At 38.2% G+C, this 22,368-nt stretch carries 21 protein-coding genes and 8 tRNA genes; 9 read left to right on the top strand and 20 right to left on the bottom strand.

Annotated elements, in window-relative coordinates; all coding sequences use genetic code 11:
• Nucleotides 1-101 precede the first annotated feature (101 nt).
• On the top strand, nt 102-992 hold the full coding sequence (locus AC1M9L_RS06315; RefSeq protein WP_481591665.1) for a LysR family transcriptional regulator: 891 nt from the start codon (nt 102-104) through the stop codon (nt 990-992).
• Between the two features lie 71 nt (nt 993-1,063).
• Here AC1M9L_RS06315 and sbmA read toward each other — a convergent pair whose 3' ends face one another.
• The 4 genes from sbmA to AC1M9L_RS06295 form a co-directional block, all read right to left on the bottom strand.
• A complete protein-coding gene (gene sbmA, locus AC1M9L_RS06310) occupies nt 1,064-2,263 on the bottom strand; it encodes a peptide antibiotic transporter SbmA (RefSeq protein WP_481589098.1) in 1,200 nt (399 codons plus the stop codon).
• Nucleotides 2,264-2,428: 165 nt separating this feature from the next.
• A complete protein-coding gene (locus AC1M9L_RS06305; RefSeq protein WP_035268363.1) occupies nt 2,429-2,767 on the bottom strand; it encodes an FKBP-type peptidyl-prolyl cis-trans isomerase in 339 nt (112 codons plus the stop codon).
• A 38-nt stretch (nt 2,768-2,805) separates the two neighbouring features.
• Nucleotides 2,806-3,336 (bottom strand): YaeQ family protein, encoded by a 531-nt coding sequence (locus tag AC1M9L_RS06300; RefSeq protein WP_035268360.1) that lies wholly within the window; start codon nt 3,334-3,336, stop codon nt 2,806-2,808.
• 102 nt (nt 3,337-3,438) lie between these two features.
• Complete coding sequence (locus AC1M9L_RS06295; protein ID WP_481591630.1) at nt 3,439-4,440, bottom strand: CobW family GTP-binding protein; 1,002 nt, start codon at nt 4,438-4,440, stop codon at nt 3,439-3,441.
• Nucleotides 4,441-5,027: 587 nt separating this feature from the next.
• Between AC1M9L_RS06295 and AC1M9L_RS06290 the strand changes: the two genes are divergently transcribed.
• Both AC1M9L_RS06290 and AC1M9L_RS06285 read left to right on the top strand, forming a co-directional pair.
• The gene (locus AC1M9L_RS06290; protein ID WP_481591629.1) at nt 5,028-5,258 is read left to right on the top strand and encodes a hypothetical protein; all 231 of its coding nucleotides are present in this window, start codon (nt 5,028-5,030) and stop codon (nt 5,256-5,258) included.
• 227 nt (nt 5,259-5,485) lie between these two features.
• A complete protein-coding gene (locus AC1M9L_RS06285; RefSeq protein WP_228133271.1) occupies nt 5,486-5,836 on the top strand; it encodes a hypothetical protein in 351 nt (116 codons plus the stop codon).
• A 31-nt stretch (nt 5,837-5,867) separates the two neighbouring features.
• Here AC1M9L_RS06285 and AC1M9L_RS06280 read toward each other — a convergent pair whose 3' ends face one another.
• The 5 genes from AC1M9L_RS06280 to AC1M9L_RS06260 all read right to left on the bottom strand — a co-directional run bounded on the left by AC1M9L_RS06280 (nt 5,868) and on the right by AC1M9L_RS06260 (nt 11,074).
• Nucleotides 5,868-6,383, bottom strand: a complete 516-nt coding sequence (locus tag AC1M9L_RS06280; protein WP_179998589.1) for an acyl-CoA thioesterase — start codon at nt 6,381-6,383, stop codon at nt 5,868-5,870.
• 170 nt (nt 6,384-6,553) lie between these two features.
• On the bottom strand, nt 6,554-6,733 hold the full coding sequence (locus AC1M9L_RS06275; RefSeq protein ID WP_481591628.1) for a hypothetical protein: 180 nt from the start codon (nt 6,731-6,733) through the stop codon (nt 6,554-6,556).
• Nucleotides 6,734-6,886: 153 nt separating this feature from the next.
• Nucleotides 6,887-7,882 carry a patatin-like phospholipase family protein gene (locus tag AC1M9L_RS06270; RefSeq protein ID WP_481591627.1) on the bottom strand — a complete coding sequence of 332 codons (996 nt, stop codon included), beginning with the start codon at nt 7,880-7,882 and terminating at the stop codon, nt 6,887-6,889.
• Between the two features lie 131 nt (nt 7,883-8,013).
• A complete protein-coding gene (gene gltS, locus AC1M9L_RS06265) occupies nt 8,014-9,261 on the bottom strand; it encodes a sodium/glutamate symporter (protein ID WP_481591664.1) in 1,248 nt (415 codons plus the stop codon).
• Between the two features lie 511 nt (nt 9,262-9,772).
• The gene (locus tag AC1M9L_RS06260; RefSeq protein WP_481591626.1) at nt 9,773-11,074 is read right to left on the bottom strand and encodes a DcaP family trimeric outer membrane transporter; all 1,302 of its coding nucleotides are present in this window, start codon (nt 11,072-11,074) and stop codon (nt 9,773-9,775) included.
• Between the two features lie 376 nt (nt 11,075-11,450).
• On the opposite strand from AC1M9L_RS06260, the gene AC1M9L_RS06255 reads away from it, so the two are divergent.
• From AC1M9L_RS06255 to AC1M9L_RS06235, 5 genes are all read left to right on the top strand, one after another.
• Nucleotides 11,451-12,158: a nitroreductase gene (locus AC1M9L_RS06255; protein ID WP_481591625.1), complete on the top strand. Its 708-nt coding sequence runs from the start codon at nt 11,451-11,453 to the stop codon at nt 12,156-12,158.
• 146 nt (nt 12,159-12,304) lie between these two features.
• Nucleotides 12,305-14,479, top strand: a complete 2,175-nt coding sequence (gene yccS / locus AC1M9L_RS06250) for a YccS family putative transporter (RefSeq protein WP_481591624.1) — start codon at nt 12,305-12,307, stop codon at nt 14,477-14,479.
• A gap of 101 nt (nt 14,480-14,580) precedes the next feature.
• Nucleotides 14,581-15,141 carry a YcxB family protein gene (locus AC1M9L_RS06245; RefSeq protein WP_035268336.1) on the top strand — a complete coding sequence of 187 codons (561 nt, stop codon included), beginning with the start codon at nt 14,581-14,583 and terminating at the stop codon, nt 15,139-15,141.
• Between the two features lie 155 nt (nt 15,142-15,296).
• Nucleotides 15,297-17,885: a PepSY domain-containing protein gene (locus AC1M9L_RS06240; protein WP_481591623.1), complete on the top strand. Its 2,589-nt coding sequence runs from the start codon at nt 15,297-15,299 to the stop codon at nt 17,883-17,885.
• Nucleotides 17,886-18,027: 142 nt separating this feature from the next.
• The gene (locus tag AC1M9L_RS06235; protein ID WP_481591622.1) at nt 18,028-18,768 is read left to right on the top strand and encodes a YdcF family protein; all 741 of its coding nucleotides are present in this window, start codon (nt 18,028-18,030) and stop codon (nt 18,766-18,768) included.
• 5 nt (nt 18,769-18,773) lie between these two features.
• Here the strand turns inward: AC1M9L_RS06235 and AC1M9L_RS06230 are convergent, their stop codons facing one another.
• From AC1M9L_RS06230 to AC1M9L_RS06180, 11 genes are all read right to left on the bottom strand, one after another.
• On the bottom strand, nt 18,774-19,244 hold the full coding sequence (locus AC1M9L_RS06230; protein ID WP_035268330.1) for a DUF2750 domain-containing protein: 471 nt from the start codon (nt 19,242-19,244) through the stop codon (nt 18,774-18,776).
• A 76-nt stretch (nt 19,245-19,320) separates the two neighbouring features.
• Nucleotides 19,321-19,396 (bottom strand) — tRNA-Val (locus AC1M9L_RS06225).
• A gap of 92 nt (nt 19,397-19,488) precedes the next feature.
• Nucleotides 19,489-19,565, bottom strand: a tRNA-Asp gene (locus AC1M9L_RS06220).
• 51 nt (nt 19,566-19,616) lie between these two features.
• Nucleotides 19,617-19,692 (bottom strand) — tRNA-Val (locus AC1M9L_RS06215).
• 23 nt (nt 19,693-19,715) lie between these two features.
• Nucleotides 19,716-19,792: transfer RNA gene (locus AC1M9L_RS06210), tRNA-Asp, on the bottom strand.
• Between the two features lie 13 nt (nt 19,793-19,805).
• Nucleotides 19,806-19,881, bottom strand: a tRNA-Val gene (locus tag AC1M9L_RS06205).
• Nucleotides 19,882-19,903: 22 nt separating this feature from the next.
• Nucleotides 19,904-19,980 (bottom strand) — tRNA-Asp (locus AC1M9L_RS06200).
• A 49-nt stretch (nt 19,981-20,029) separates the two neighbouring features.
• Nucleotides 20,030-20,106, bottom strand: a tRNA-Asp gene (locus AC1M9L_RS06195).
• 22 nt (nt 20,107-20,128) lie between these two features.
• Nucleotides 20,129-20,204: transfer RNA gene (locus AC1M9L_RS06190), tRNA-Val, on the bottom strand.
• A gap of 212 nt (nt 20,205-20,416) precedes the next feature.
• Nucleotides 20,417-20,944, bottom strand: coding sequence for a cell wall-recycling L,D-carboxypeptidase ElsL (gene elsL, locus AC1M9L_RS06185; protein ID WP_035269058.1), 528 nt, complete (start codon nt 20,942-20,944; stop codon nt 20,417-20,419).
• Between the two features lie 36 nt (nt 20,945-20,980).
• Nucleotides 20,981-21,349 carry a YbaN family protein gene (locus tag AC1M9L_RS06180; protein WP_035269059.1) on the bottom strand — a complete coding sequence of 123 codons (369 nt, stop codon included), beginning with the start codon at nt 21,347-21,349 and terminating at the stop codon, nt 20,981-20,983.
• Between the two features lie 96 nt (nt 21,350-21,445).
• On the opposite strand from AC1M9L_RS06180, the gene AC1M9L_RS06175 reads away from it, so the two are divergent.
• Nucleotides 21,446-22,294: a DUF1853 family protein gene (locus AC1M9L_RS06175; protein WP_481591621.1), complete on the top strand. Its 849-nt coding sequence runs from the start codon at nt 21,446-21,448 to the stop codon at nt 22,292-22,294.
• Nucleotides 22,295-22,368 lie beyond the last annotated feature (74 nt).

The following is a 22,368-nucleotide window of genomic DNA, read 5'->3' as shown; positions in this document are numbered from 1 at the left end:
GTCATTAAAAATAAAAGAGAGAGTTAACTCTCTCTTTTTTTGTTACAGTGGTTATTCGATATAGCGACTGTCTCTAAATATTTACAAGGAATGTAAAGTTGATCGATTTAAGTCTGATTAAAGTTTTTATTATTATTTATCAAACTCAAAATATCAGTCACGCCGCAGAGCGCTTGAATCTCAGCCAACCTTCTGTCACCTATAATTTAAATCGACTGCGGAAAATGCTGAATGATCAGCTTTTTGTACGTGACAAGTTTGGTGTTAAACCCACAAAGCTTGCACAAAGTCTTTATCCAAGTTTCTACGAAGCAATTGTTAAAATTGATATGGCAATTGATTCTGCCAAGCATTTCGACCCGCTAACCTCTTCAAAAGTATTTCGTTTAGGCATTTCTGATTTAGGAGAAATTTGTTTACTTCCCTCGCTGATTGAATATTTAGAACAACATGCGCCCAATATCAAACTTGAAATTGAGGAAATTCACTCAGAAAAAGTAGAGGAATGGCTGGTTGAAGGCTTTTTGGATGTGGCTGTTTTTAATAGCAGTCACACCATTATGCCCAAAATTGAATCTCGAAATTTGTTTGAGGAACGTTATGTCTGTATCGCTAAAAAAGAGCATCCGCGCATACAGCAAAAGCTCAGCATGGACGCGTATTTATCGGAAAAACATGTTGCGATCAAATCGAGTACTGGTCATATTGAAATTGATCAGCGTTTAAAAGAACTTGGTCATTCTCGTCAGATCATGCTTGAAGTCCCACATTTCAGTGTTTTGCAGAACGTGGTAAAACACTCAGAACTTCTGGTTACTTTGCCTTCGAGAGCCGCGAAGGTTTATCAGCAGCATACGGATATCCAAATTTTTGAACTCCCTTTTGAAGTTCGCCCATTCAATGTCAGTGTTAACTGGTATAACCATAAGGATGACTTAGACGCACGTAAGTGGTTTTGTAAGATTCTAAAAAATATTTTCAGCACGCTCTAAGTTCTCACTCAGACATAAAAAAGGCTCGTCTATACGAGCCTTTTTTTAATAATTTAAATCCATGATGGGCACTACTTATCCAAAATAGATTCAAATGCTTTTAGACGTTTACGGATAGAAAGTAGCTCAATAATCGTTTTCCAAGAACTCACCAAGTATTGGAATGACTCACGAACACGATTGAATACACCCATAATTTGTTGGATCAATCCCAGTGTCAACAGGCCTGCTGCAATCGCGGGGAACAACACAAATAACATATAGAGATTATCCAGTTGTCCATACCAACGTGCAAACAAGTTGAAATAGGCATAATGGAAATACAATTTAAAATAGTTAGCACGAATATTCTTAAAAAGTTGTTTTAAGGTTGCAGGTTGCGCACGATTTTCATGGTCTTCGCCGTATACCAACTCTTTACGATATGCCGCTTCCACTTTTTGATTATTAAATTCTAATCCTGGCAGTTTCATACCCACCACCATTAATAAGACAGTACCAAATACCGCCCATCCAATCGCAGCCCATACTAAAGAATATTGCAACTCACCAATAAACGGTAGAACAGGCACTTTCGCAGACAATGCAAATAATAAAGGAAGAAAGGCAATTAACATCAGTACTGCACGGACTAACTCGACCCCTAAATCCTCAACGATCGTTGCAAAACGCATGGTGTCTTCCTGTACACGTTGCGAAGCACCTTCGATATGACGTAATTTCTCCCAATGCTGAACATAGTATTCGTTCATTGCTGTACGCCATCTAAAAATATAGTGACTGGTAAAGAAAGCGCTGATGACGCCTGATGTCACTGAAATACTGGCCAAGCTGATAAAAGTCCATGATTCCGCATAGAGTTTATCCACCTCACCACCACCAGAATTTAAAATCTGTTGAATAGAATCCCAAAATGGTACATACCATGCATTCACAGCAACGCTGACTTGTACCGTTAACCAAATATTAAATAGGATAAATGCAGATCCCCATACTGACCAACGCTGCCACGGATTGTCTGATTTTATTTTCCAAAACAGTGCAAATAAGGCGGTCGCCACCAAGAACCATAGATAGAACCACAAAAATTGTGGTGACCAAAAACGACTGATATTAATCGCAAGTTCAGCTTCTGCATAACCTTGAGGAAAACCTAAATATTCGCCCCATTGTTTTCCATCCGCAAAAAACCATAAAGCGAGATTAATAAAAAACCACAAGACGACAGAGAGAAAAAACCACTTTGGGTTCGGAAAAAATGACTTAAACATTCAGCGCTTATATCCCTAATTTTGTTTGAATGAATTTTCTGAATAGTAATCCTAATTCTGCTGAGTCGGTGCGTTTTTTAGAAATTTTTTGTTATATCTATTGCACGCTCAGCATTGTTGTAACATAAAAAAGCCCCGCAATGCAGGGCTTTTCATCGACTTTAATTAATCGCGAGTTTTCACATCGTACAATTCAATTTCAAAGATTAGATTAGAATTGGCTGGGATAATATTCCCCATTTTACGCTCACCATAAGCCAAATGTGCAGGCACAATCAGTTTACGCTTACCCCCCACTTTCATTCCAATAATACCTTGATCCCAGCCTTTAATGACACGACCTGTACCAATCACAGTCTCAAAGTAATTACCACGGTCTAATGATGAATCAAACTTCGTACCATCTTCCAACCAACCAGTATAATGAGTGGTAATTAAAGCACCTTTTACAGCCTCTTTACCTTCACCTACCACCAAGTCAATAATTTCTAATTCAGCCGTCATGTGCTTACTCCAAATTTAATCGTTAAAATCTTAGTGGCTTACTGTAATTGAGTCCACTCAATCTCAGCTTGACCTTGATCTGAAATCAATGTCCACTCGCCATCCATCACATTCAATTGCAGTTGCATTGTACGTTCGCACAATGCTTGGATTTGTGCCGTTGTTTTTTCACTGAGTTGCCAGATTTGCACATTTTTCAATGTTTTCAATTTACTGTTGCGCTTATACCATTCATCCACTGATGATCCATAAGTGACCACCGCAACTTCCTTACAACGCGCACTCGCTTTTTTTACTTTATCTTCGTCTGGACTACCCACTTCAATCCATTTTTCTAACTGACCTGTTAAATCTTTCTGCCAAAGTGCTGGCTCATCAGTTTCAAATAAATCTTTAGTAAATTCTAAATGCTCATCTGCAAAACGAGCATATGCCAATACTCGAACCATCAAACGTTCAATCGTTTCCGACGGATGTAGAGCCATCGTTAACTGATAGTCGCCATATTGATGAACATCCATATTGGCTATGTTTAAATCTGCTTTATAAATCGTCGCTTTTAACGCCATAAGGGGTATCCTCAAATTTGGTGCTAAGCATACCCGATTCAGCGTACATTGAGAAAATGCTTTTCAATCCGTCTGTATTCTGAGTTGAATGATCTAACGATTTTATTGATCATCGATTCGCGCCTTAAGAATTGATTGCTCTAAATGCTCCCAATCTTGATTCTGCTGGGTTATCACTTCAATCCTATTATCAGTATTCTCTTCGCCTGATTTGTAATTGAATTGATCAGGATTAAAATTGAATGTCATCCAACCTTGGTTGGTATTGAAGATGCCTTTAATACGTACCCAGTGTTTTAGCTCACAAAGGATGTCTAATAATTCATAAAAATCAAACTGCCAACGTTTTGGAAGCTTCCATCCTGCCACAATATACCCTTGAGCCTGTTCGACGTAATGATATGGAAGTTGCTTTACAGCTGGCATTTCCTCCTCAGCTTTGAACTGTCGCTGAACCTTGAATAAGGGTTGCATTGAACGCTGAATTCCCACATAAGGATAATCAATTTGTTCTAAGCGAATATTGCCTTGATCAGCTTCAAGCCAATGTGGAATATAAGCTAAATATTGTTGTTTTAAACCAGCCAATTTTTTTCGATCCATGTCATTCATGTCCGAAGCATGAGACACAACCACAACTTGAGCCGCTTTTAACTGATCTTGATATAAACTCTGCCTCATCCAATCAGAGTCATGTAAACGAGATCCATCAATCACGGTCACTACAGAACGCATCGCAACTAGATGTTGCCAATGTGGTTCAGTCAGTTGTTCAACCAACTGTGCAGGATGACCCAACCCTGTCGGCTCTATAAATAGCCGATCTGGGTGAGATTCTTGTAATAACCGAGACAATGCAATTTGCATTGGCAATTGACTTGTACAACACAGACATCCACCCAATAGCTCTTTGATTTCATAGCCATCATTATTTGGCAATAACTGTTGATCAACGCCAATTTGACCAAACTCATTCATCAATACAGCCCATCGCTCATTTTTAGGTTTAAATTTGAGAAGTTGTTGTAAAAGCGTGGTTTTCCCTGCACCTAAAAAACCTGTAATGATATGTGTAGGCACTGACTGAGTTGCAAGTACTTTCAAAATGGATCTCTGAATTTGAAGAGGTGTACGAATTCTTGTCGGAATTTATCTAAAAAACAAGTCTAGGATAATTTTCCTCATAATTTATATGAATGCATGAATTCAAAAGACTAAATGATTGGAATTAAATAGGATGAGTGAACTGTTGAATCAAAATTGAAAATATGTAAATCTATTTCACAGATCATTTCGAACATTTTGATTTAAAACTTCAATTTTTCACCCCCAGAAAATCCCCTAGTTTCTGTAAGCCTTTGTTAAAATAAAGCTGTTTTTTTAACCAGAACGACATATTTTTTGACAACTTTTTAAGACTTACCCCCTCCCAATGAGACAAAAATACTACATAACACATTGCTTTGTTGGCTATGCGTTAACTGTCATGTTTCCCTTTGTTGCATTGATTGCCCAATTGAGCTTCTGGACTTAGGATGATTTTCGTTGATTCATTAAACGTATTACACGTGATTCAACTTTTATCATTTTACGCGATGTTGTGGATTTATTTTCATATCGGCTTCTCTCCTCAGAAAGCAATAGATATGAAATTAAATTCCAATTTATTGAATTGAATAAGGATGCCACTCATGAATTTAGTTAAAACTTTATTAGCAACTACACTTGCCTTCACAGCTTTCACAACATTTGCTGCAACAGAAGCAAAAGATGAAAAAAAACAGGAAGTGTTGATTTCTTCTCAAGAGCAACCAGTGAATGCTGAAACTACTGCTGCAGGTCAACCAACAGCTGCTCAACCAGGTACAGAAGTAGCAGCTGAAGAAGGTACTGAAGCTCCTGTAGCTCAACCTGCTCAATAATCTAAAAAGATTAAATGACTGAATTTTAGATCAAGCCTTCCCCCGAGGGCTTGATCTGATCAAAAGTAGAGCTTTGCTACAGCTCTACTTTTTTTATGCCTATTTTTTGTTGAATAAATCGCTATAAATTACGAGAAACACATATACATAATTCTTATAAAACGATATAAATGATATATAAATCACATATTTTAATCAAAAAGCCAATTTAGTTCTAAGCACGTAACATGAAAATGAAGAAATTTCTTGGGATCGCTATACTCAGCCTATGGTTGGTTGCATGTTCCAAACCTTTACCAGAGGATAAACTGGATTATGTAGGACATTGGATTAGCGCGGACAGTCGTGTTCAATTGAATATTACTGCTAATGGTCGTATAGAATATAGTAACAATCAGCTCAGTAAAAAAACCGCCGTTTCAGCTCCAATTAAACAGTTTTCAGATACTGGATTTGAAACAGGTTTAGGTCCTATCAACACGAAATTTATTGTCACTCGTCAACCCTACAAGGATGCACAAGGCAACTGGTATATGATTGTCGATGGGCATACCCTCGCCAAGCTACAAAATCCATAAAAAAAGACTTCACCATGTGAAGTCTTTTTTCTTAAACCGATTTCTTATATATGCTGCAAGAAGGATGATGATTTTCATTCAAACGAGCAATTTTACGATGCTCAGCAGCTTCAAAACGACAGCGTTTCCAGTCATTATCTAGGTTTAGCGGTGGAATTTGTTTTGGTTTCCCATTCTCATCCACAGCGACCATTGTGAAATAACAACTATTGGTATGTCGTACCGTACGTTTTTGAATATTTTGTGCTTCAACGCGGATCCCAATTTCCATTGAGGTACGCCCCACATGATTCACACTGGCTAAAAAAGTCACCAACTCACCCACGTGGATTGGTTCTTTAAAGTTCACTTTATCAACAGATAAAGTTACCACATAAGAACCTGAATATCGACTTGCACACGCATAAGCAACTTGGTCAAGCAGCTTTAAAATTGTTCCACCATGTACATTACCTGAGAAATTCGCCATATCCGGCGTCATTAATACAGACATCGTTAATTCAGACTGATCATCTGCAAGCGGTAACGCTTGGTTAAATTCGGACATAAATATTAGAACTCAATCATGACAGGAGATTTAATACACTATTATAACTTTTTTCTTGATTATAAAATGTTTAAATCAGAAACAAACTCCAATAATTTCAAGACTTGATAGTTTAAAAGTATCAGAGGAAATCATTCACTCTCAGAAACTATGATAAATTTGCTTAAAATTTATTCATCTTTGACTAAACGAAGCATCTCAGCAGAAATATTATCGTATTTTAACTTTAACGATGCTTGATTCTTGACTTGGATTTCATAGGTTTCATCATTGTTAATTCGTATTATTTCGAATGTAATATCTGAATTTGACGCTAAATAAACAATTTGACCAACTTGAAAAACTGACACACTACACCTTAATTTATATTTCATCTTTTTAAGGGTTAGATAAAGTACTAACCCTCATTTTTATGACCCCAATATAACAATCATTCAATTTATAACAATGATTTTACTTATTTTTTATATATATTTTATGAGACAATTAAGATCTGATTCAATTTAGCAATTTAAACAAACAGCTCTTTTACTATCATCATGGGCAGGATACTGATGAGCATCATATTGTCCTATCGTCCGATGACGTATCTGATCCAATAAACTAACTTTATTCAATGCTGCAGTCATACCTGCTTGAATCGTATTTTCACGACCCTTAACATCAAAGATATGTGCTTTTTCTCTTAGATCTGGCTGTATCACAATATCTGCATTTTTTAGCTCGTTATACGCGATCTTATTTTGCATAATATTTATATTTTGATTAAACATCCCCCACACATTCGAGGTTTCCGTGTGCTCTGGCTGGGCCAAAATATCAACAGCAATGACAATATCTGCCCCTAATTCTCTCGCCACATTGACTGGCACAGGACTCACTAAACCACCATCAACATAATCCTTATCAGCAATTTTAGCTGGAATAAACATGCTTGGAATAGAGATAGAAGCTCTCACTGCTTGCCCAGTATTACCATAGTTAAATACTGTTAAATTTCCATTTTTTAACTCTGTTGCCACCACATACATTGGAATAGGAAGCTGTTCTAAGGGCATAAAGTCCACTTGTTTATTGACATAGTTCTCAACCTTAGCGCCATCAAAAAAGCCTTGAATACCAATGTTAAAATCACGTACATCATTGACTTGCATATTTAATGCAACTTCACGTAACGATTTTGCTGATTTTCCACTGGCATATATTGACCCGACTATACTCCCTGCGCTGGTACCAACAATAAAATCAGGCTTGATTCCACGTTGCTCTAAAACTTCAATGACACCAATGTGTGCATAACCTCGCGCTCCCCCACTCCCGAGCACCAATGCAATACTCGGAGCATCAGTTTTCTTATGCTTATTTTTAATGATATGAGATGAAGCATCCACCAAAGGAGTAGACACTGATTTTGAAAGCTGAGCTTTGGTTACAACCTGTTGACAGCCTTGTAAGCCAATCAAAGATAAGAGGGAAATCAGGAGTACAAACTTCTTCATTGCATCAGAAATTAAAAATCAAAACTGAATGAAAGCATATCATTGACAAGTCGTCTGTATGAATTTTTTATGACAAAAAGCCCCAGATGCGGGGCTTTTTGTACATGACATTTTATTAAGAAGATTTTATGTTAAGCAAAGAATTTTAAAATCATCTGAATTACAGTTGCATTAATTAAGTCAACAAAAAATGCGCCACATAAAGGTACAATGAGGAATGCTTTATGTGAAGGACCATACATATTTGTAATCGCCTGCATGTTTGCAACAGCTGTTGGTGTTGCTCCCATACCGAAACCACAGTGACCTGCTGCAAGAACTGCTGCATCGTAGTTTTTACCCATCACACGGAAAGTGACAAATGCTGCGTACAATGCCATAGTTAAGGTTTGAGCTGTTAAGATCACAACCAATGGGCCTGCAAGATCAGCCAATTGCCACAACTTAAGTGAAAGAAGTGCCATTGCTAAGTATAACGATAAAGAGGCATTACCAAATACATCAATTGCACGATCAAAGATTTCAACTTTCATCAGACCTTCGAGGATGTTACGCAGAATAACACCACCACCTAATGCCCAAACGAAAGTTGGAAGCTCAAACCAAGTGCCTTTACTATAACCTGTCATAAATTCAGCAAATGCCAAACACGCAGCAAATAAACCTAATGTGGTAATCGCATTATCCGCAGTGATTAAACGAACTTGATTACGGTTTTCAAAAGGCACAAACTCGCCTTGATCATTCGGATTTGCAATTGCATTCGCATCACGTGTGTCTTTTTCAACCGTATTCGTCACTGGTGATGAAAGCTGGTGCTTATTAATCAATAATTTCGCTAATGGACCACCAATCAAACCACCAATAATCAAACCAAATGTCGCACTTGCCATACCCAGTGCTAAAGCACCTTGAATACCATGCTCGACTTCTAAAATCTCACCCCATGCACCAGCAGTACCATGACCACCCGTTAAGGTAATAGAACCTGCAATTAAACCAATAAGTGGATCAATACCAAGTAACGTTGCAAGGCTCATACCGACAAAGTTTTGTACGATAATAAATGATGCGACACAGATCAGGAAGATCACCAGTCCCATACCACCTTCTTTGAGTTTGGCGAAGTTTGCACTCAAACCAATCGACGCAAAAAACACCAACATGAAACTGGTTTGCAATTCACTACTCGTGGTAATGCTGTAGCCCCACAAATTGTGAACAATTAACGAAACTATGGCAGCAACCAAACCACCAGCTACAGGCTCTGGGATATTATATTTTTTTAAGAAGTCGATTTTGTTGACAAGAAAACGGCCAAGCAATAAAACTATTACTGCAGCAATTAACGTGTAAGAAGCGTTAAAAGTAAATTCCATCATTAATTCTCAGCAAATACAGATGACTGTTAATTCATATTATGCTTGTTTTTTAATCAATAAGATTTATTTCGAATCTCACATCCAAAAATAAACATATCCTTATTCAATATTGATTATCTAAAAGAATAGATAAAATTTTTAATTGAGTAACAATATATTAATTCCTCGATTTCATTGGATTCAATCTTGTTAATAAAAAACATACACTTTTCAAAATAAATCAGTAGCACAAAACGCACGCTATTCTTAGACATGCGTTTTGCTAGATACAATTGATTTATGGCTCAAACAAACACTTAAATATGTTTTAGTGAACTTAAAATGATTAAGAAATTCCTGATGATCAGGACTGCTCACTGTTTAAGCCGAACATTATGCACTTTTTTTTATATTTCGCATTACTTTTGTTTATTCAATCAGCAAAATTCAGACATTCTTTAGTCTGAACTGATGAATGACAAGTGAATAAAAAAACCGAGACTATGCTCGGTTTTTTTATAGATCATGCTTAGAAGCTGTATTTCGCCATTAGGCCTACTCGGTCATCATTATAGCTCTGACCTGCGAAAGTCTCACGCTTACCATTGATATATTCAACACCTAGATCAACAGGTTTCACAGGTGTATAGATAAAGTTAATCCATGCTTGTTGAACAGTTTCATTTGCACTTGGGTTCGCTTTAGCATATCCCGTGCTGTCATCAGCATAGTGTGCGCCATAAGCCAGTGTTGAGCGTAACTGAGGTGAAAACTTATATGTAGCACCAAGTTGCGTTGCAATAAACTCATTTTGTTCAATATTGTTATTTGCATCGACAACATAAGCACTATTTGAGCCATATAAATAGTTACTGTTCCCTTTTACATAAGACACGTCAGCAGATACTTTGAGTGGTTCGCTAATTTGGTAATTTGTACCGATCGCTACACCAAAACCAGTCTTATCATCACCAGCTTTATCAGACTTATAATTTTCAATTAAGGCACGAGCTGAAGCATTAAATTTACCATCTGCATAAGCTTGCGTAACTTTAGCAGTCAAAGTTGGTAGGCGGTATTTGACATCTGATGACTCTATATCTGGAACTCCGTTAGTCACAGTAGTCTTTAATTGATTTGCTGAACTATTACCTTCCTCAGCTGAAATAAATAATTGAGTTGATGGCGCTAATTTATGAGACCAACGTACTTGCGGTAAACGATTTGTTCCGCCACCAATGTTGGTACCAAAATCGATCATTTCTGGTGCATGATTTGACAAGAAGTTTGAAGTAGTTTGACCGAATAACCAATTATTCAGTGTTAAATACGCATGACGAATACGTAGTGCTTCATTTGAGCCTGCAAAGTCCACTTCTACTTTACCACCAACATCAGCCCCTTCTACTTTAGATTTGAAATCTAAACCAAGACGTGTTGTTTTAGCCGTTGCACGTAATTTATCTTCAACTAACGGATTATTACTCGTTCCAACGCTATTTACAGCATTAAAGTCATTATCAGCACCTTCAATGATATAGTTCGCATCCCCACGAACAAAACCATACAGATTCACTTCAGCACCTGCTTTAGTTTTCAAGTTTGTAGGCGCTGCTGCTACTGGTTGAGCCTTAACTTCAGCCAATTGTACTTGTTGCTGTTGTTGTACTTGATGTTGCTGTTGAATTAAAGCTTTTAACGCTTCAACTTCTTGGCGTAATTTTTGAATTTCATCTTTTTCAGTCGCTGCTTGTGCAGTAGAAAATGCAAAAGTTGCAACTGCGATTGCTAAGCTTTTCTTTAAAAATGTTTGATGTTTTGATTGACTCATTAAAAATCTCCAATTATTTCATCTTGCATCCGTGCATATATGCTTGGTCAACCTGCTGAATCCCAATCACAACGTTTGATTAATTTAAAATAATCAACGATGCACTAAACTGCTTTTTTTAAAATTTGATGAATTGATTAAAATAAATACGTAACATAATGTGTATTCGTTGTAACTTAATCTAGCAACTTATGTTTCATAATTAAATGTTTTTTATTGTCAAAACCAATTTTCTCAATCACAATTTCTGATGATGAATTGAAAAAAGTTTATATCTGTATAATTTATAAAATCTTTATTTAAAAGCATATTCAAAATTATACCTTAGTCGTAGAGACATCATGGATCATCCAAAATTATTCAAATAGGAGTTGCAATGTCCACAGAACGTACTCAAGCCGTTGATGAAGTGATCACTGGCCGCCAATCTATACGTGCCTTTTTAGATCACCCCGTAGACACAAAACTTATCCAAGAAATCTTAGAAGTCGCATCAAGAGCACCTTCTGGCACAAATACTCAACCCTGGAAAGTCTATGTGGTGACAGGCGCACGTCGTCAACGTTTAATTGATCAAGTTTGTCATGCACAAATGCAACTTTATCAAAACCCTGAACTTGCTCAACAATACAACGAGACTTTTGCTTATTATCCAGAAACATGGATTTCCCCGTATATCGATCGTCGTCGTGAAAATGGTTGGGGACTTTATGGATTGCTGGGCATTCAAAAAGGTGAAAAGGATAAGATGGCTGCACAACATCTTAGAAACTATCAATTATTTGATGCACCTGTTGGCATTTTCTTTACCGTGGATAAAGCCATGGGCATTGGCTCTAAAATGGATATTTCCATGATGATTCAAAATGTTATGCTAGCAGCAAAAGCACGTGGTTTAGACACATGCCCTCAAGCGGCCTGGAATCATTTTCATCAAATCGTCACTGATATTCTTGAAGCTCCCGCCAACGAAGAGCTCATTTGTGGAATGGCTTTAGGCTATGCCGACACCGATGCGCTTGTAAATACGTTTAGAACACCTCGAGTTCCAGTTGAAGAGTTTGCTGTTTTCTTGGAAGACTGATTTTTTAAGGATTAAAACACTCATCCAGTTTGAGTGGTTTAATACAGACAAACAGTCAGTTTCAAGCATATAATTCCAATTTAAATTAGATGAATATTCAACTAATATTCATCTATCCCTATCCTCTATTTATAAAGGGTTCTGGTTTGAACAAATGGCTGATTCAGCTTAAAAAAGCAACCTATAATACTTCATTCATGTATAACCTGCGGATGATTGTGGCTTTCGCAGGTACCGCGTTTATTCCCTATCTGTTAGATCAGCAATTGATGACGATTCCATTAACATTAGGGGTTGTTGCTGCTGGGCTGAGCGACATCGATGATCGCTTCTCAGTACGTATCATGAATCTGATTTATACCTATATTGGGTTCTTTATTGCGGCAGCTTCTGTTCAATTGTTATTCCCATATCCTGTGCTTTTTGCTTCAGGCCTGATCATCTCTTGTATTGGTCTCATTTTACTAGGCTCATTAGGCAGACGTTATGCCACCATCTCATATGGTTGCTTAGTAATTTCTGTCTATGCCATGCTAGGTGTTGATATTTTTGACGAATGGTACATGCAACCCAGTCTTTTGGTGATTGGTGCCATTTGGTATGGGATCTTGTCTACGCTTAGTTTCTTGCTTTTTCCAGATCGACAAGTTCAAGATCAACTCTCGAAAAGCTATTCTTCACTCGGTGATTTCCTTTTTGCTAAATCCAATCTCTTTGATGTGGATATGACAGCGAATAGCTACCAAAAAAGTATGATCAGCTTGTCGCTGGAAAATGGGAAATTAGTAGGTATCTTTAATGATATGAAAACCACACTCCTTACCCGATTAAAAGGAGATCGTGGTCAAAGTGATACCCGTCGCAGCTTACAATATTATTTTATTGCACAGGACATTCACGAGCGAGCTGACTCGGCACATATTGATTATCAACAATTAACCAAAGCCTTTGAACATAGTGATATTTTATTTCGCTTCCAACGTATTCTTACACTGCAAGCAAAAGCATGTAAAGATTTAAGTGAAAGCATCTTAAATCGCACAACTTACCAGCATAATCCACGTTTTGAACATGCATTTAGTAATCTCAGAAAGTCATTAGAAAAAATCCGTGATGAACAAAAACATGATCTTATCTGGGTTAATGCTCTTTTTGCCTTACTCCAGAACTTAAAAGCCATCGATGCTCAATTACGAAATCTTGAAACTGAACGGCATATTAAATTTGACCGCACTAAACATTTAGAAAACCAACTTAAAGATGACGATCTGAAAGGTTGGGAAGATATCGTTTCTCGTATCAAACAAAATTTAACCCCTGAATCCGTACTCTTTCGACATGCAATTCGTGTTTCCATCGTACTTTTCATCGGATATGTTTTTGTTCAAGTCACCAATATCGAATACGGTTATTGGGTACTGTTAACAGCCCTATTTGTTAGTCAACCAAACTTCAACGCCACAAAACGTCGACTCAGACTCAGGATCATGGGAACACTCGGTGGCATTATTCTTGGTTTTGCAATTCTGTATTTCGTTCCTTCTGTCGAAGGTCAACTCTTATTATTAATTGTGAGTGGCGTCCTATTTTTTGAATTACGCAGTAAGCAATATGCGCAAGCCACTGCCTTTATTACGATCTTAGCCTTAATTAATTTCAATTTGGACGGTTTAGGTTTCCAAGCGGCATTTCCTCGAATGTTAGATACTTTAATTGGCTGTGCATTGGCATGGTTTGGGGTGAGCTTTATTTTTCCAGATTGGAAATTCAGACGACTCCCCCATTCAATCAGACGTTCACTTGAAGCTCAATGCCAGTATCTTACTGAAGTCGTCCAACAGTACCATCATGGACGTAATAACAGTTTGAACTACCGCGTAGTCCGCCGCACTGCACATAATCGTGATGCTGATGTTGCATCACTCATATCGACATTAGCAACAGAACCTGATTTTGATCCAACACAAAAAGCTTTAGCATTTGAGTTCCTCTGTCTCAATCATACATTTATCAGCTATATTGCTGCGCTAGGTGCACACCGTGAAAAAATTCAAGATCAGTCAACATTAGAACTACTTCAACAAGCGTTAAATGATATCCAAGGTGCTTTTTTGCGAGATGAATTCCCTGAGCTCAATCTGACAAATTTGGAGTCCGCGATTCGTGAACGTTTGAATAAAGATGATCAGGATTCACATAAATCATTGATTGTTTTACAGCAACTTTCTTTAATGCTTGGTGTATTAAGACGATTGAGTACCTTAAAACAAAGTTTAAGTCATGAACATGATACTCAATCCAGCGCATTGGCATCACTGTAAATGTTGAATTTTCAAGGCAGTAAATTAGTACAATATACTCCCTGATTGTATTAATTTAATGCTAAACTCTGCTCAGATATACACATTTTGTTAACGAAACTATGACTGCAAAAAACTTATACGCCTACACTTTACAACCCGTTCCTTACGAGGTTACTGAAGCTGAACAACGCCATGCGCAACTCGCAATCTGGCGCAGCACAAATAAAATTGGAACTAAAGCTTGGGCTATTATGGGTGCAATTACTGCGCTTGCAATTTTGGGTCTAATTTTTATTAAAAATTACTCTACTGTATTTTGCTGGGTGGCTTTAGTCTGTGTGCTGACATACTTTTTAGTGCGAAAGTTTGGACTAGAATGGTACGCTAAACGTAAAATGAATGAGTTTCCAGTACAAGAAATTACTGGAATTAAATTAGGTGTTCAGCCTCATGGTATCGTGATGCGTCAAAAAATGGGACTACAAGAAGGTGTAGGTTCAATTGGTTGGAAAGATATCTATGAGTGGTATAACACGCCAGATTTCATTTTGGTGAACTTTAAAGTTAAAGGTCAGCAAGGCGCTTATATCTTGCCAAAACGAATGAACAGCAAAAATTTCTCTTTCGAGACCATCCGTAAACATCTAAAAGAAAGCGTTGGTGAGCCAAAATCACTGTAAATACGGCTTTATATTAAAACCTCCAACTTTGGAGGTTTTTTTATCACAATTTTTTATATGAGAATGAGAATAAATATTATCTTCAAATACATTCCACTTTTTTTGAGTTAGGTTATAATCGCACCATTCAAAAATTCCAATTCACTCAGACCCTTATGTTCAAGAAAATATTTTTCCAGTTACACTGGTTTTTCGGAATAACAGCAGGCCTTATTTTGGCACTTATGGGTGTCACTGGGGCGATATATTCTTATGAGCAGCAAATTATCAAGCTGATCAATCAGGAAAGTTATACAGTTGTTGCTGAACAACGCCCAAAATTAACACCAGCTGAAATTTATCAACATTTCCAGCAGGAGCATCCTGATCTTAAAATCAATAGCATTACAATTGCTGCTCAACCTACTGACTCATCGAGTATCAATGTTGCGAAAGAAGGCGAACGTCGTGGTTTGACCATGATGATCAATCCCTACAGTGCTGAATTACTACCTGAAATTAAAGGTCGAAAATTCTTCGCATTCGTACAACAACTACATCGTAACTTGACAGTCGGACCAGTTGGAAAACAAATTACCGGTGCATGTACACTGATTCTTATTTTCTTTGTCCTCAGTGGCTTATATCTACGTTGGCCGAAAAAACACAGTTTCAAACAATGGTTTTCAGTTAAACCCAAATTAAAAGGTCGAAACTTTATTTGGGATTTACACGCAGTCGTTGGAACATGGGTGGCCATTTTCTATCTCATGTTGGCTTGCACAGGTTTATATTGGTCATATGACTGGTGGCGCAACGGCATGTTTAAAGTGCTTGGTGTTGAGCGCCCGCAACCCCAAATGCAAGCGGGAGGTCCTGGTTCAAATGCTGGACCAAATGCTCAACGTGAAGGACGTGAAGGACGTGAAGGACGTGAAGAGCGTAAATCACTCCAAACAGAACAGATTCACTTTGCGCTCAACCAATCTTGGTCTACTTTTAATCAACAGTTTAAAAATCAATTTTCTTCCGTAACCTTCACCATTCCTAAACGTGCAAACGGTGAATTAGAACTGAGTTTCGTTGATCCTGTTCCGCAACATGAACGTGCTCGTAACAAAGCGACTGTAGACTTAAATACGAATCAATTGAAAGATGTTGAATTGTACGAAGACAAAAAGCTCAATGAAAAAATCATGAGCAGCATGTTACCTGTACACCGTGGCAGCTTCTTTGGTCCTATTTACCAGTTCTTCGCGATGTTAGCTGCACTCGCTATGCCGTTATTCTTTGTGACGGGTTGGATGCTCTACCTCAAACGCCGCAAGCAAAAACAATTGACCCGTGAAGCGAAGCAAAATTTAGCAGTGGTTGATGTTGATCCAAATGCCAAACCTTGGCTCATCGCTTATGCAAGTCAAACTGGTGTATCCGAGCAATTGGCTTGGCGTACAGCTTCAATTCTGCAAGCAGCACGCCAACCCGTCACTGTTAAATCAGTGCAAAGCCTGACCACTAATGAGCTACAAACAGCATCTCAAATTCTAGTGGTCGCGAGTACTTACGGTACAGGTGAAGCTCCAGACTTAGCTGCAAGCTTTGAAAAGAAATTGATGTCTCATCCACTGAATCTAAGTCATGCTCAATTCGCAGTTATGGCACTTGGTTCACGTGAATATCCTGACACTTATTGTAGTTTTGGTCATCGTATTTATGACTGGTTCAATGCATCTGGTGCAACTCCCCTCTTTAATGTGATTGAAGTGGACAATGCCAATAACCAAGATATTCAAAATTGGACAGATGCACTTGCACAAGCTGCTCAATTGGAATTAGCAACACTATCTATTGATAAAGTCTTTGATCAATGGAAACTTCAAAAACGTACACTGCTTAATCCAAACAGTTTGGGTCAACCAGCTTATAATTTAGAGCTTGAGTCTGATCACGACGCGATCTGGCAAGCTGGAGATATTGCGGAAATTCAACCCGGCAATAGCATTGAACGTATTCAAGCATTTTTACAACAGCACAACTTAGATGAGGCTTTAGTTCTCGCAACTACAGGTCAAACCTTAGTTGAAAGCCTGTGGAATAAAAATTTAAATAGCGAGATTCAGCCATTTGCTACAGCTGAGGAACTCGTTGAGCAGCTTGAAAATTTACCTACTCGTGAATATTCGATCGCAAGTATTCCAACTCAAGGCATGATGCGCTTGGTGGTACGTCAACAACGTGATGAACAGCAGCAACTCGGCTTAGGCTCAGGCTGGTTAACACATCATGTTGCGGTTGGTAGTCAGGTACAACTTCGTATTCGAACCAATGAATCATTCCATTTAATTGATGATAATCGACCGATTATTTGTATCGGTAACGGGACAGGAATCGCAGGTCTAATGAGCTTAATTTCAGCTCGCGTACGTTTGGACTACACTGACAACTGGCTCATCTTCGGTGAACGCCAACGCGAACATGATTTCTTTTATAAAGAAACAATCGAAGCTTGGCAAAATACAGCGATGTTAAAGCGTATTGATCTCGCGTTCTCTCGAGACCAACCAGAAAAAGTCTATGTACACCATATTCTGCGTCAAAATGCGGATGAAGTCGTTAAATGGATTCATCAAGGTGCTGTAATCTATGTGTGCGGCAGTATCAATGGTATGGCAAGCGATGTTGATCTAGCCTTAATTGAAATCTTAGGTGAAACTACTGTAGATGAATTAAGACAAGCTGGTCGCTACCGTAGAGACGTTTACTAACACGGTTATTATGATCAAAACCGAGCACGATTTTTATTTAATCTGCTCGGTTTTTTTATGCGCTATACTTTTTCGCATTTCCCACTAGTGATGACATCGAATGTATATAAGGATTTTAAAATTTTTCGCTTGGTTAATAGCATTGATACTATTAATCGATGGAATCATTTTAATCAGTCAAAATAAAATTCATTTAGGTACTGTACTTCCAGCATTTATTGGCATTATGATTATTGTATGTCTGTTTTTTAATAAGAAAATCCAACACTACCGTTTGAATCATTCTAACTTTAACTTGTTTTGGAAAATGGGATGGACAATTTTTTCCATCTGGTTAATCAGCTTGGCTATTTTTTTTAATTTTTTAGCTAAATCAAATCATTCCCCCATCATGAATACACCACCTGATGCGATTATTATTTTGGGTAGTGGTTTAATCTATAACCAACCCTCCCCAACGCTTCAGGCTCGATTAGACCAAGGTGCAACGATCGCCGCTCAATATTCCAGTAGTTCTATTATTGTAACTGGCGGTTTAGGTTTTGATCAGAAAATTACTGAAGCTGCAGTGATGAAAGCATATTTGATCGACAAGTATCGTATTCACCCACAGCGTATATTTGAAGAAAGTCAAAGCACCAGCACCGAACTCAATCTAAAAAACAGTGTTCCGCTTCTAAACAGAATAGGCTTAAACCAAGATAGTCGTATTGTAGTTGTCACTAGTGATTTTCATACACCACGTGCTGCAGCCATTGCCCGATTTCAAGGTTATACCCAAATCACATCAGTCAGTGCTGAAACTCCTTTAACCACACGATATAACGCATGGCTTAGAGAATATTTTGCTTATATTAGTGGCTGGATCTTAAAAGAATACTAAATTTTTTATTTATCATGTATTCGGATTTTTCGAGGAGAAGGAACCCCTTCTCTATTTAATTTTTCAGGTTGATCGATCGATAACTGGTATAGATAAGCTTTTAGGTCAATTAGAAATTGTCGCCCCGATACCAAAACATTTTGACCTTCTGGCATCAAGTTCAGTGACAAGTGAGTATTATGTTGTCGAATATAAGGAACAACTTGTTCAATAAATGGTATCAGTTGGATTTCCTCCACATGATATTTTTCCCACTTATCACGAACCAATAATTGTGCCATTCCTTTACTTTGCCAAACAGCAAGCGTGCGCTGACCAGATGGAGTGGAGCACAATGCCCAACCATCATTATATAAACTATAAACTTTAGCCTGAGCGACAATTGTTTCCATAAATTGTTGGTATTGTTCTTTTGGAGAGACAACTGTAGAGGCAATAGAGGTACTTGAAGGCTTACGCTGGTATGGATTTCTCATAATTCTATTATAAACATGAATTCATCATATTTTATATAAATTATAGAAACTTAAAAGACTTTTTATAGAAAGAATATGGTGGGCGCTGACGGGATCGAACCGCCGACATTCTGCTTGTAAGGCAGACGCTCTACCAACTGAGCTAAGCGCCCTTGAGGAATAAAAATAGCACCGCTATTTTTAAGATGCAAGAAAGAAATCTTGCTGATTTAAACCATTATATCTAGACAAGGGATCTAGAAAATGGCGCAGCGGACGGGACTCGAACCCGCGACCCTCGGCGTGACAGGCCGATATTCTAACCAACTGAACTACCGCTGCAACGGCAACTGCTTACGCAATTAGGGTCATATAAGCTTTTCAGCTTGAATATGGTGGGCGCTGACGGGATCGAACCGCCGACATTCTGCTTGTAAGGCAGACGCTCTACCAACTGAGCTAAGCGCCCTTATTAGGCTTTGATTTTTAGGATGGCGCAGCGGACGGGACTCGAACCCGCGACCCTCGGCGTGACAGGCCGATATTCTAACCAACTGAACTACCGCTGCATCACAAAAAATCTGGTGGGCGCTGACGGGATCGAACCGCCGACATTCTGCTTGTAAGGCAGACGCTCTACCAACTGAGCTAAGCGCCCTTAATAAGGTCATTACATAAAATGGCGCAGCGGACGGGACTCGAACCCGCGACCCTCGGCGTGACAGGCCGATATTCTAACCAACTGAACTACCGCTGCACTTATGTAATATCTCTATTAAAGTACAAACAATCTATTAAGTTTAAAGTGGCGCAGCGGACGGGACTCGAACCCGCGACCCTCGGCGTGACAGGCCGATATTCTAACCAACTGAACTACCGCTGCACTAAAACTTAACGTAAAGGCTTGGTGGGCGCTGACGGGATCGAACCGCCGACATTCTGCTTGTAAGGCAGACGCTCTACCAACTGAGCTAAGCGCCCTTTACGACTTCATCGTTTGTGTGGTGCATTATAGAGAATCCTCAGATACTGTCAAACGCTTTTCTACAGGTTTCTCAGTTTTTCAGTTTGAATGATTAAAAAATAGATCATTTCTCTTGAAAAATCGCTTTTTTGTCTATTATTTGCCTGATTAGAGATATGTTTTTATTTTTATTCAAAGTTTTTATCACAACACATTTTACGATTCTGATTTAAATTTGATCCAATTCGATCTCTTGTTCTGAAATATAGACTAAAGCGCCTTCGTCCAATATATCAAATAGCTCAATGACATCTGCACTGTGCATTCGAATACATCCATGTGATTTAGGAATACCTAAAGGTTCTGACTCTGGCGTACCATGAATATAGATATATCGATTATAGGTATCACAACCCTCCCCTTGATTAAAACCAGGTTCTAAACCTGCTAACCAAAGAATTCGAGTTAGAATCCAGTCACGTTCTGGAAATTGCTCACCAAGTTCCACATCATAGATCTCCCCAGTCCAAATACGTGCTTTAAAAACAGCATTGATTGGGTGGTCATCGCCAATTTTTTGTTCAATGCGATGCCATCCTCTTGGTGTTTTACCTGAATTTTCCTGTTCACCTATACCGTTCAATCCAGTAGACACCAAATAGCTTTTTTTCATACGTGGTACATATAGAACTTGTTTCGCCATATCAATCAGGATATCCGCCTGACTTAGGGTATAACTTTCAAGATTTGGGTTCATACAAAACTCAGGGTTAAATTATTTTTAATCATTTATTTAAACAATATTTTTTGATTCCGGTCTTAACCACAACCAAATCGCGACAATTAGCATGGTGAGATTCGTAAAAATTTTTACTAAATCAGGAGCATTGGTATAAAGCATAAGAATACCGCTGATCAACATCATCATCGAGGCGAGCCATTTTGCTTTGCGTGGAACCGTGCCATGCTCACGCCAATTTCGCAGTGTTGGTCCATATTTAGGATGATTGAGTAGCCAATCATCAACCTGTGGCCAACCTTTTGAAGCAGCCCATGCGGCAAGAATTAAAAAGACTGTGGTTGGCAATCCTGGCAATAGCGCACCAATAAAACCTAGAGTCACAAAAATAATGACCAAGCTCCGCCAAAACACGATTTTCATACCGCAACTCATTCAGTTGAATCTCACTAGTATATATGCTTTTGTGGTAGTGTCTGATTGTAAATTTATTTTCAATTTTGAATTCTAGTTGGAGTAATGGTGCAATCTGATTTTTATGAGCCATGGCAGAACTTTCATCATACAATTGTACGTCAACTGGCTTTTGTCATCGCAAGTCCTAATATTATTCGTTTTGCGCCTAAAGAATTAACGATCGTTCATCCTTTTGAATTGCACCATGAACAATTTTGGCAAACTCAGTACGAAAAATATATCTCCAGACTGCATGATCTAGATCAAAACCCACAAGAGCTGATTGATTTTATTCAGCAACTTAAAAGTACGCGTCTAGGTTTGCGCTTTGAATATTTAATGTGGTTCTGGCTGCAAGATGATCAACGCGATCAAGCTGATTTTTCGCTGTTAGATCACAGTGTTCAAATCATTGACGGCCGCCATACTTTGGGTGAAATTGACTTTGTGATATTAAATCATCACACCCAAGAAATTGAACAATGGGAAGTTGCACTGAAATTTTATTTAGCAGAACAAGACTTTCAACTTCAACATTGGTACGGATTAAATCGAAGCGACACTCTATTTAGAAAGCTCAATCATTTTACGCAAAAGCAATTTCAATTTACTCAAGCCAATACTTATAAAATTGATCGAAAAATTGCGGTGATGAAAGGTCAACTCTACTTTCGGTATCATACCGAACTTCAAACCATACCCAACTGGGTCAGCCCACATCGTCGTATAGGCACATGGGGACATCAATTACGATCATCTTTTTATCGACTGGAAAGACAGGAATGGATTTGTCCGAATGCGAGTCAGACTTCAAATGAAGCACATTGGTGGAGCAATGGGCTTTATCACAATGTACAGACAAATCAGTTTTATATGTACCGTCAACCAGCATTAAAGCTTCCTTACGTGTAGTTCGTGTAATAAAAAAATGTATCGAATACAATTAATAACATTCTGATAATAAAACTCTCATATTCTTCTAAATG

The organism is Acinetobacter sp. ANC_7511 (assembly GCF_056779975.1).
Note: the sequence above shows the minus strand (reverse complement) of the source record. Positions and strands in the feature narration are given on the sequence as shown.

What these genes read in the sequence shown, in the direction of transcription:
- AC1M9L_RS06255 (WP_481591625.1), top strand. Translation starts at nt 11,451, where the DNA reads ATGTCCACAGAACGTACTCAAGCCGTTGATGAAGTGATCACTGGCCGC.
- AC1M9L_RS06240 (WP_481591623.1), top strand. Translation starts at nt 15,297, where the DNA reads ATGTTCAAGAAAATATTTTTCCAGTTACACTGGTTTTTCGGAATAACA.
- AC1M9L_RS06280 (WP_179998589.1), bottom strand. Translation starts at nt 6,383, where the DNA reads ATGTCCGAATTTAACCAAGCGTTACCGCTTGCAGATGATCAGTCTGAA.
- AC1M9L_RS06285 (WP_228133271.1), top strand. Translation starts at nt 5,486, where the DNA reads ATGAAAATGAAGAAATTTCTTGGGATCGCTATACTCAGCCTATGGTTG.
- gltS (WP_481591664.1), bottom strand. Translation starts at nt 9,261, where the DNA reads ATGGAATTTACTTTTAACGCTTCTTACACGTTAATTGCTGCAGTAATA.
- AC1M9L_RS06305 (WP_035268363.1), bottom strand. Translation starts at nt 2,767, where the DNA reads ATGACGGCTGAATTAGAAATTATTGACTTGGTGGTAGGTGAAGGTAAA.
- AC1M9L_RS06260 (WP_481591626.1), bottom strand. Translation starts at nt 11,074, where the DNA reads ATGAGTCAATCAAAACATCAAACATTTTTAAAGAAAAGCTTAGCAATC.
- elsL (WP_035269058.1), bottom strand. Translation starts at nt 20,944, where the DNA reads ATGAACCCAAATCTTGAAAGTTATACCCTAAGTCAGGCGGATATCCTG.
- AC1M9L_RS06290 (WP_481591629.1), top strand. Translation starts at nt 5,028, where the DNA reads ATGAATTTAGTTAAAACTTTATTAGCAACTACACTTGCCTTCACAGCT.
- AC1M9L_RS06270 (WP_481591627.1), bottom strand. Translation starts at nt 7,882, where the DNA reads ATGAAGAAGTTTGTACTCCTGATTTCCCTCTTATCTTTGATTGGCTTA.
- AC1M9L_RS06175 (WP_481591621.1), top strand. Translation starts at nt 21,446, where the DNA reads ATGGTGCAATCTGATTTTTATGAGCCATGGCAGAACTTTCATCATACA.
- AC1M9L_RS06300 (WP_035268360.1), bottom strand. Translation starts at nt 3,336, where the DNA reads ATGGCGTTAAAAGCGACGATTTATAAAGCAGATTTAAACATAGCCAAT.
- AC1M9L_RS06245 (WP_035268336.1), top strand. Translation starts at nt 14,581, where the DNA reads ATGACTGCAAAAAACTTATACGCCTACACTTTACAACCCGTTCCTTAC.
- sbmA (WP_481589098.1), bottom strand. Translation starts at nt 2,263, where the DNA reads ATGTTTAAGTCATTTTTTCCGAACCCAAAGTGGTTTTTTCTCTCTGTC.
- AC1M9L_RS06180 (WP_035269059.1), bottom strand. Translation starts at nt 21,349, where the DNA reads ATGAAAATCGTGTTTTGGCGGAGCTTGGTCATTATTTTTGTGACTCTA.
- AC1M9L_RS06230 (WP_035268330.1), bottom strand. Translation starts at nt 19,244, where the DNA reads ATGAGAAATCCATACCAGCGTAAGCCTTCAAGTACCTCTATTGCCTCT.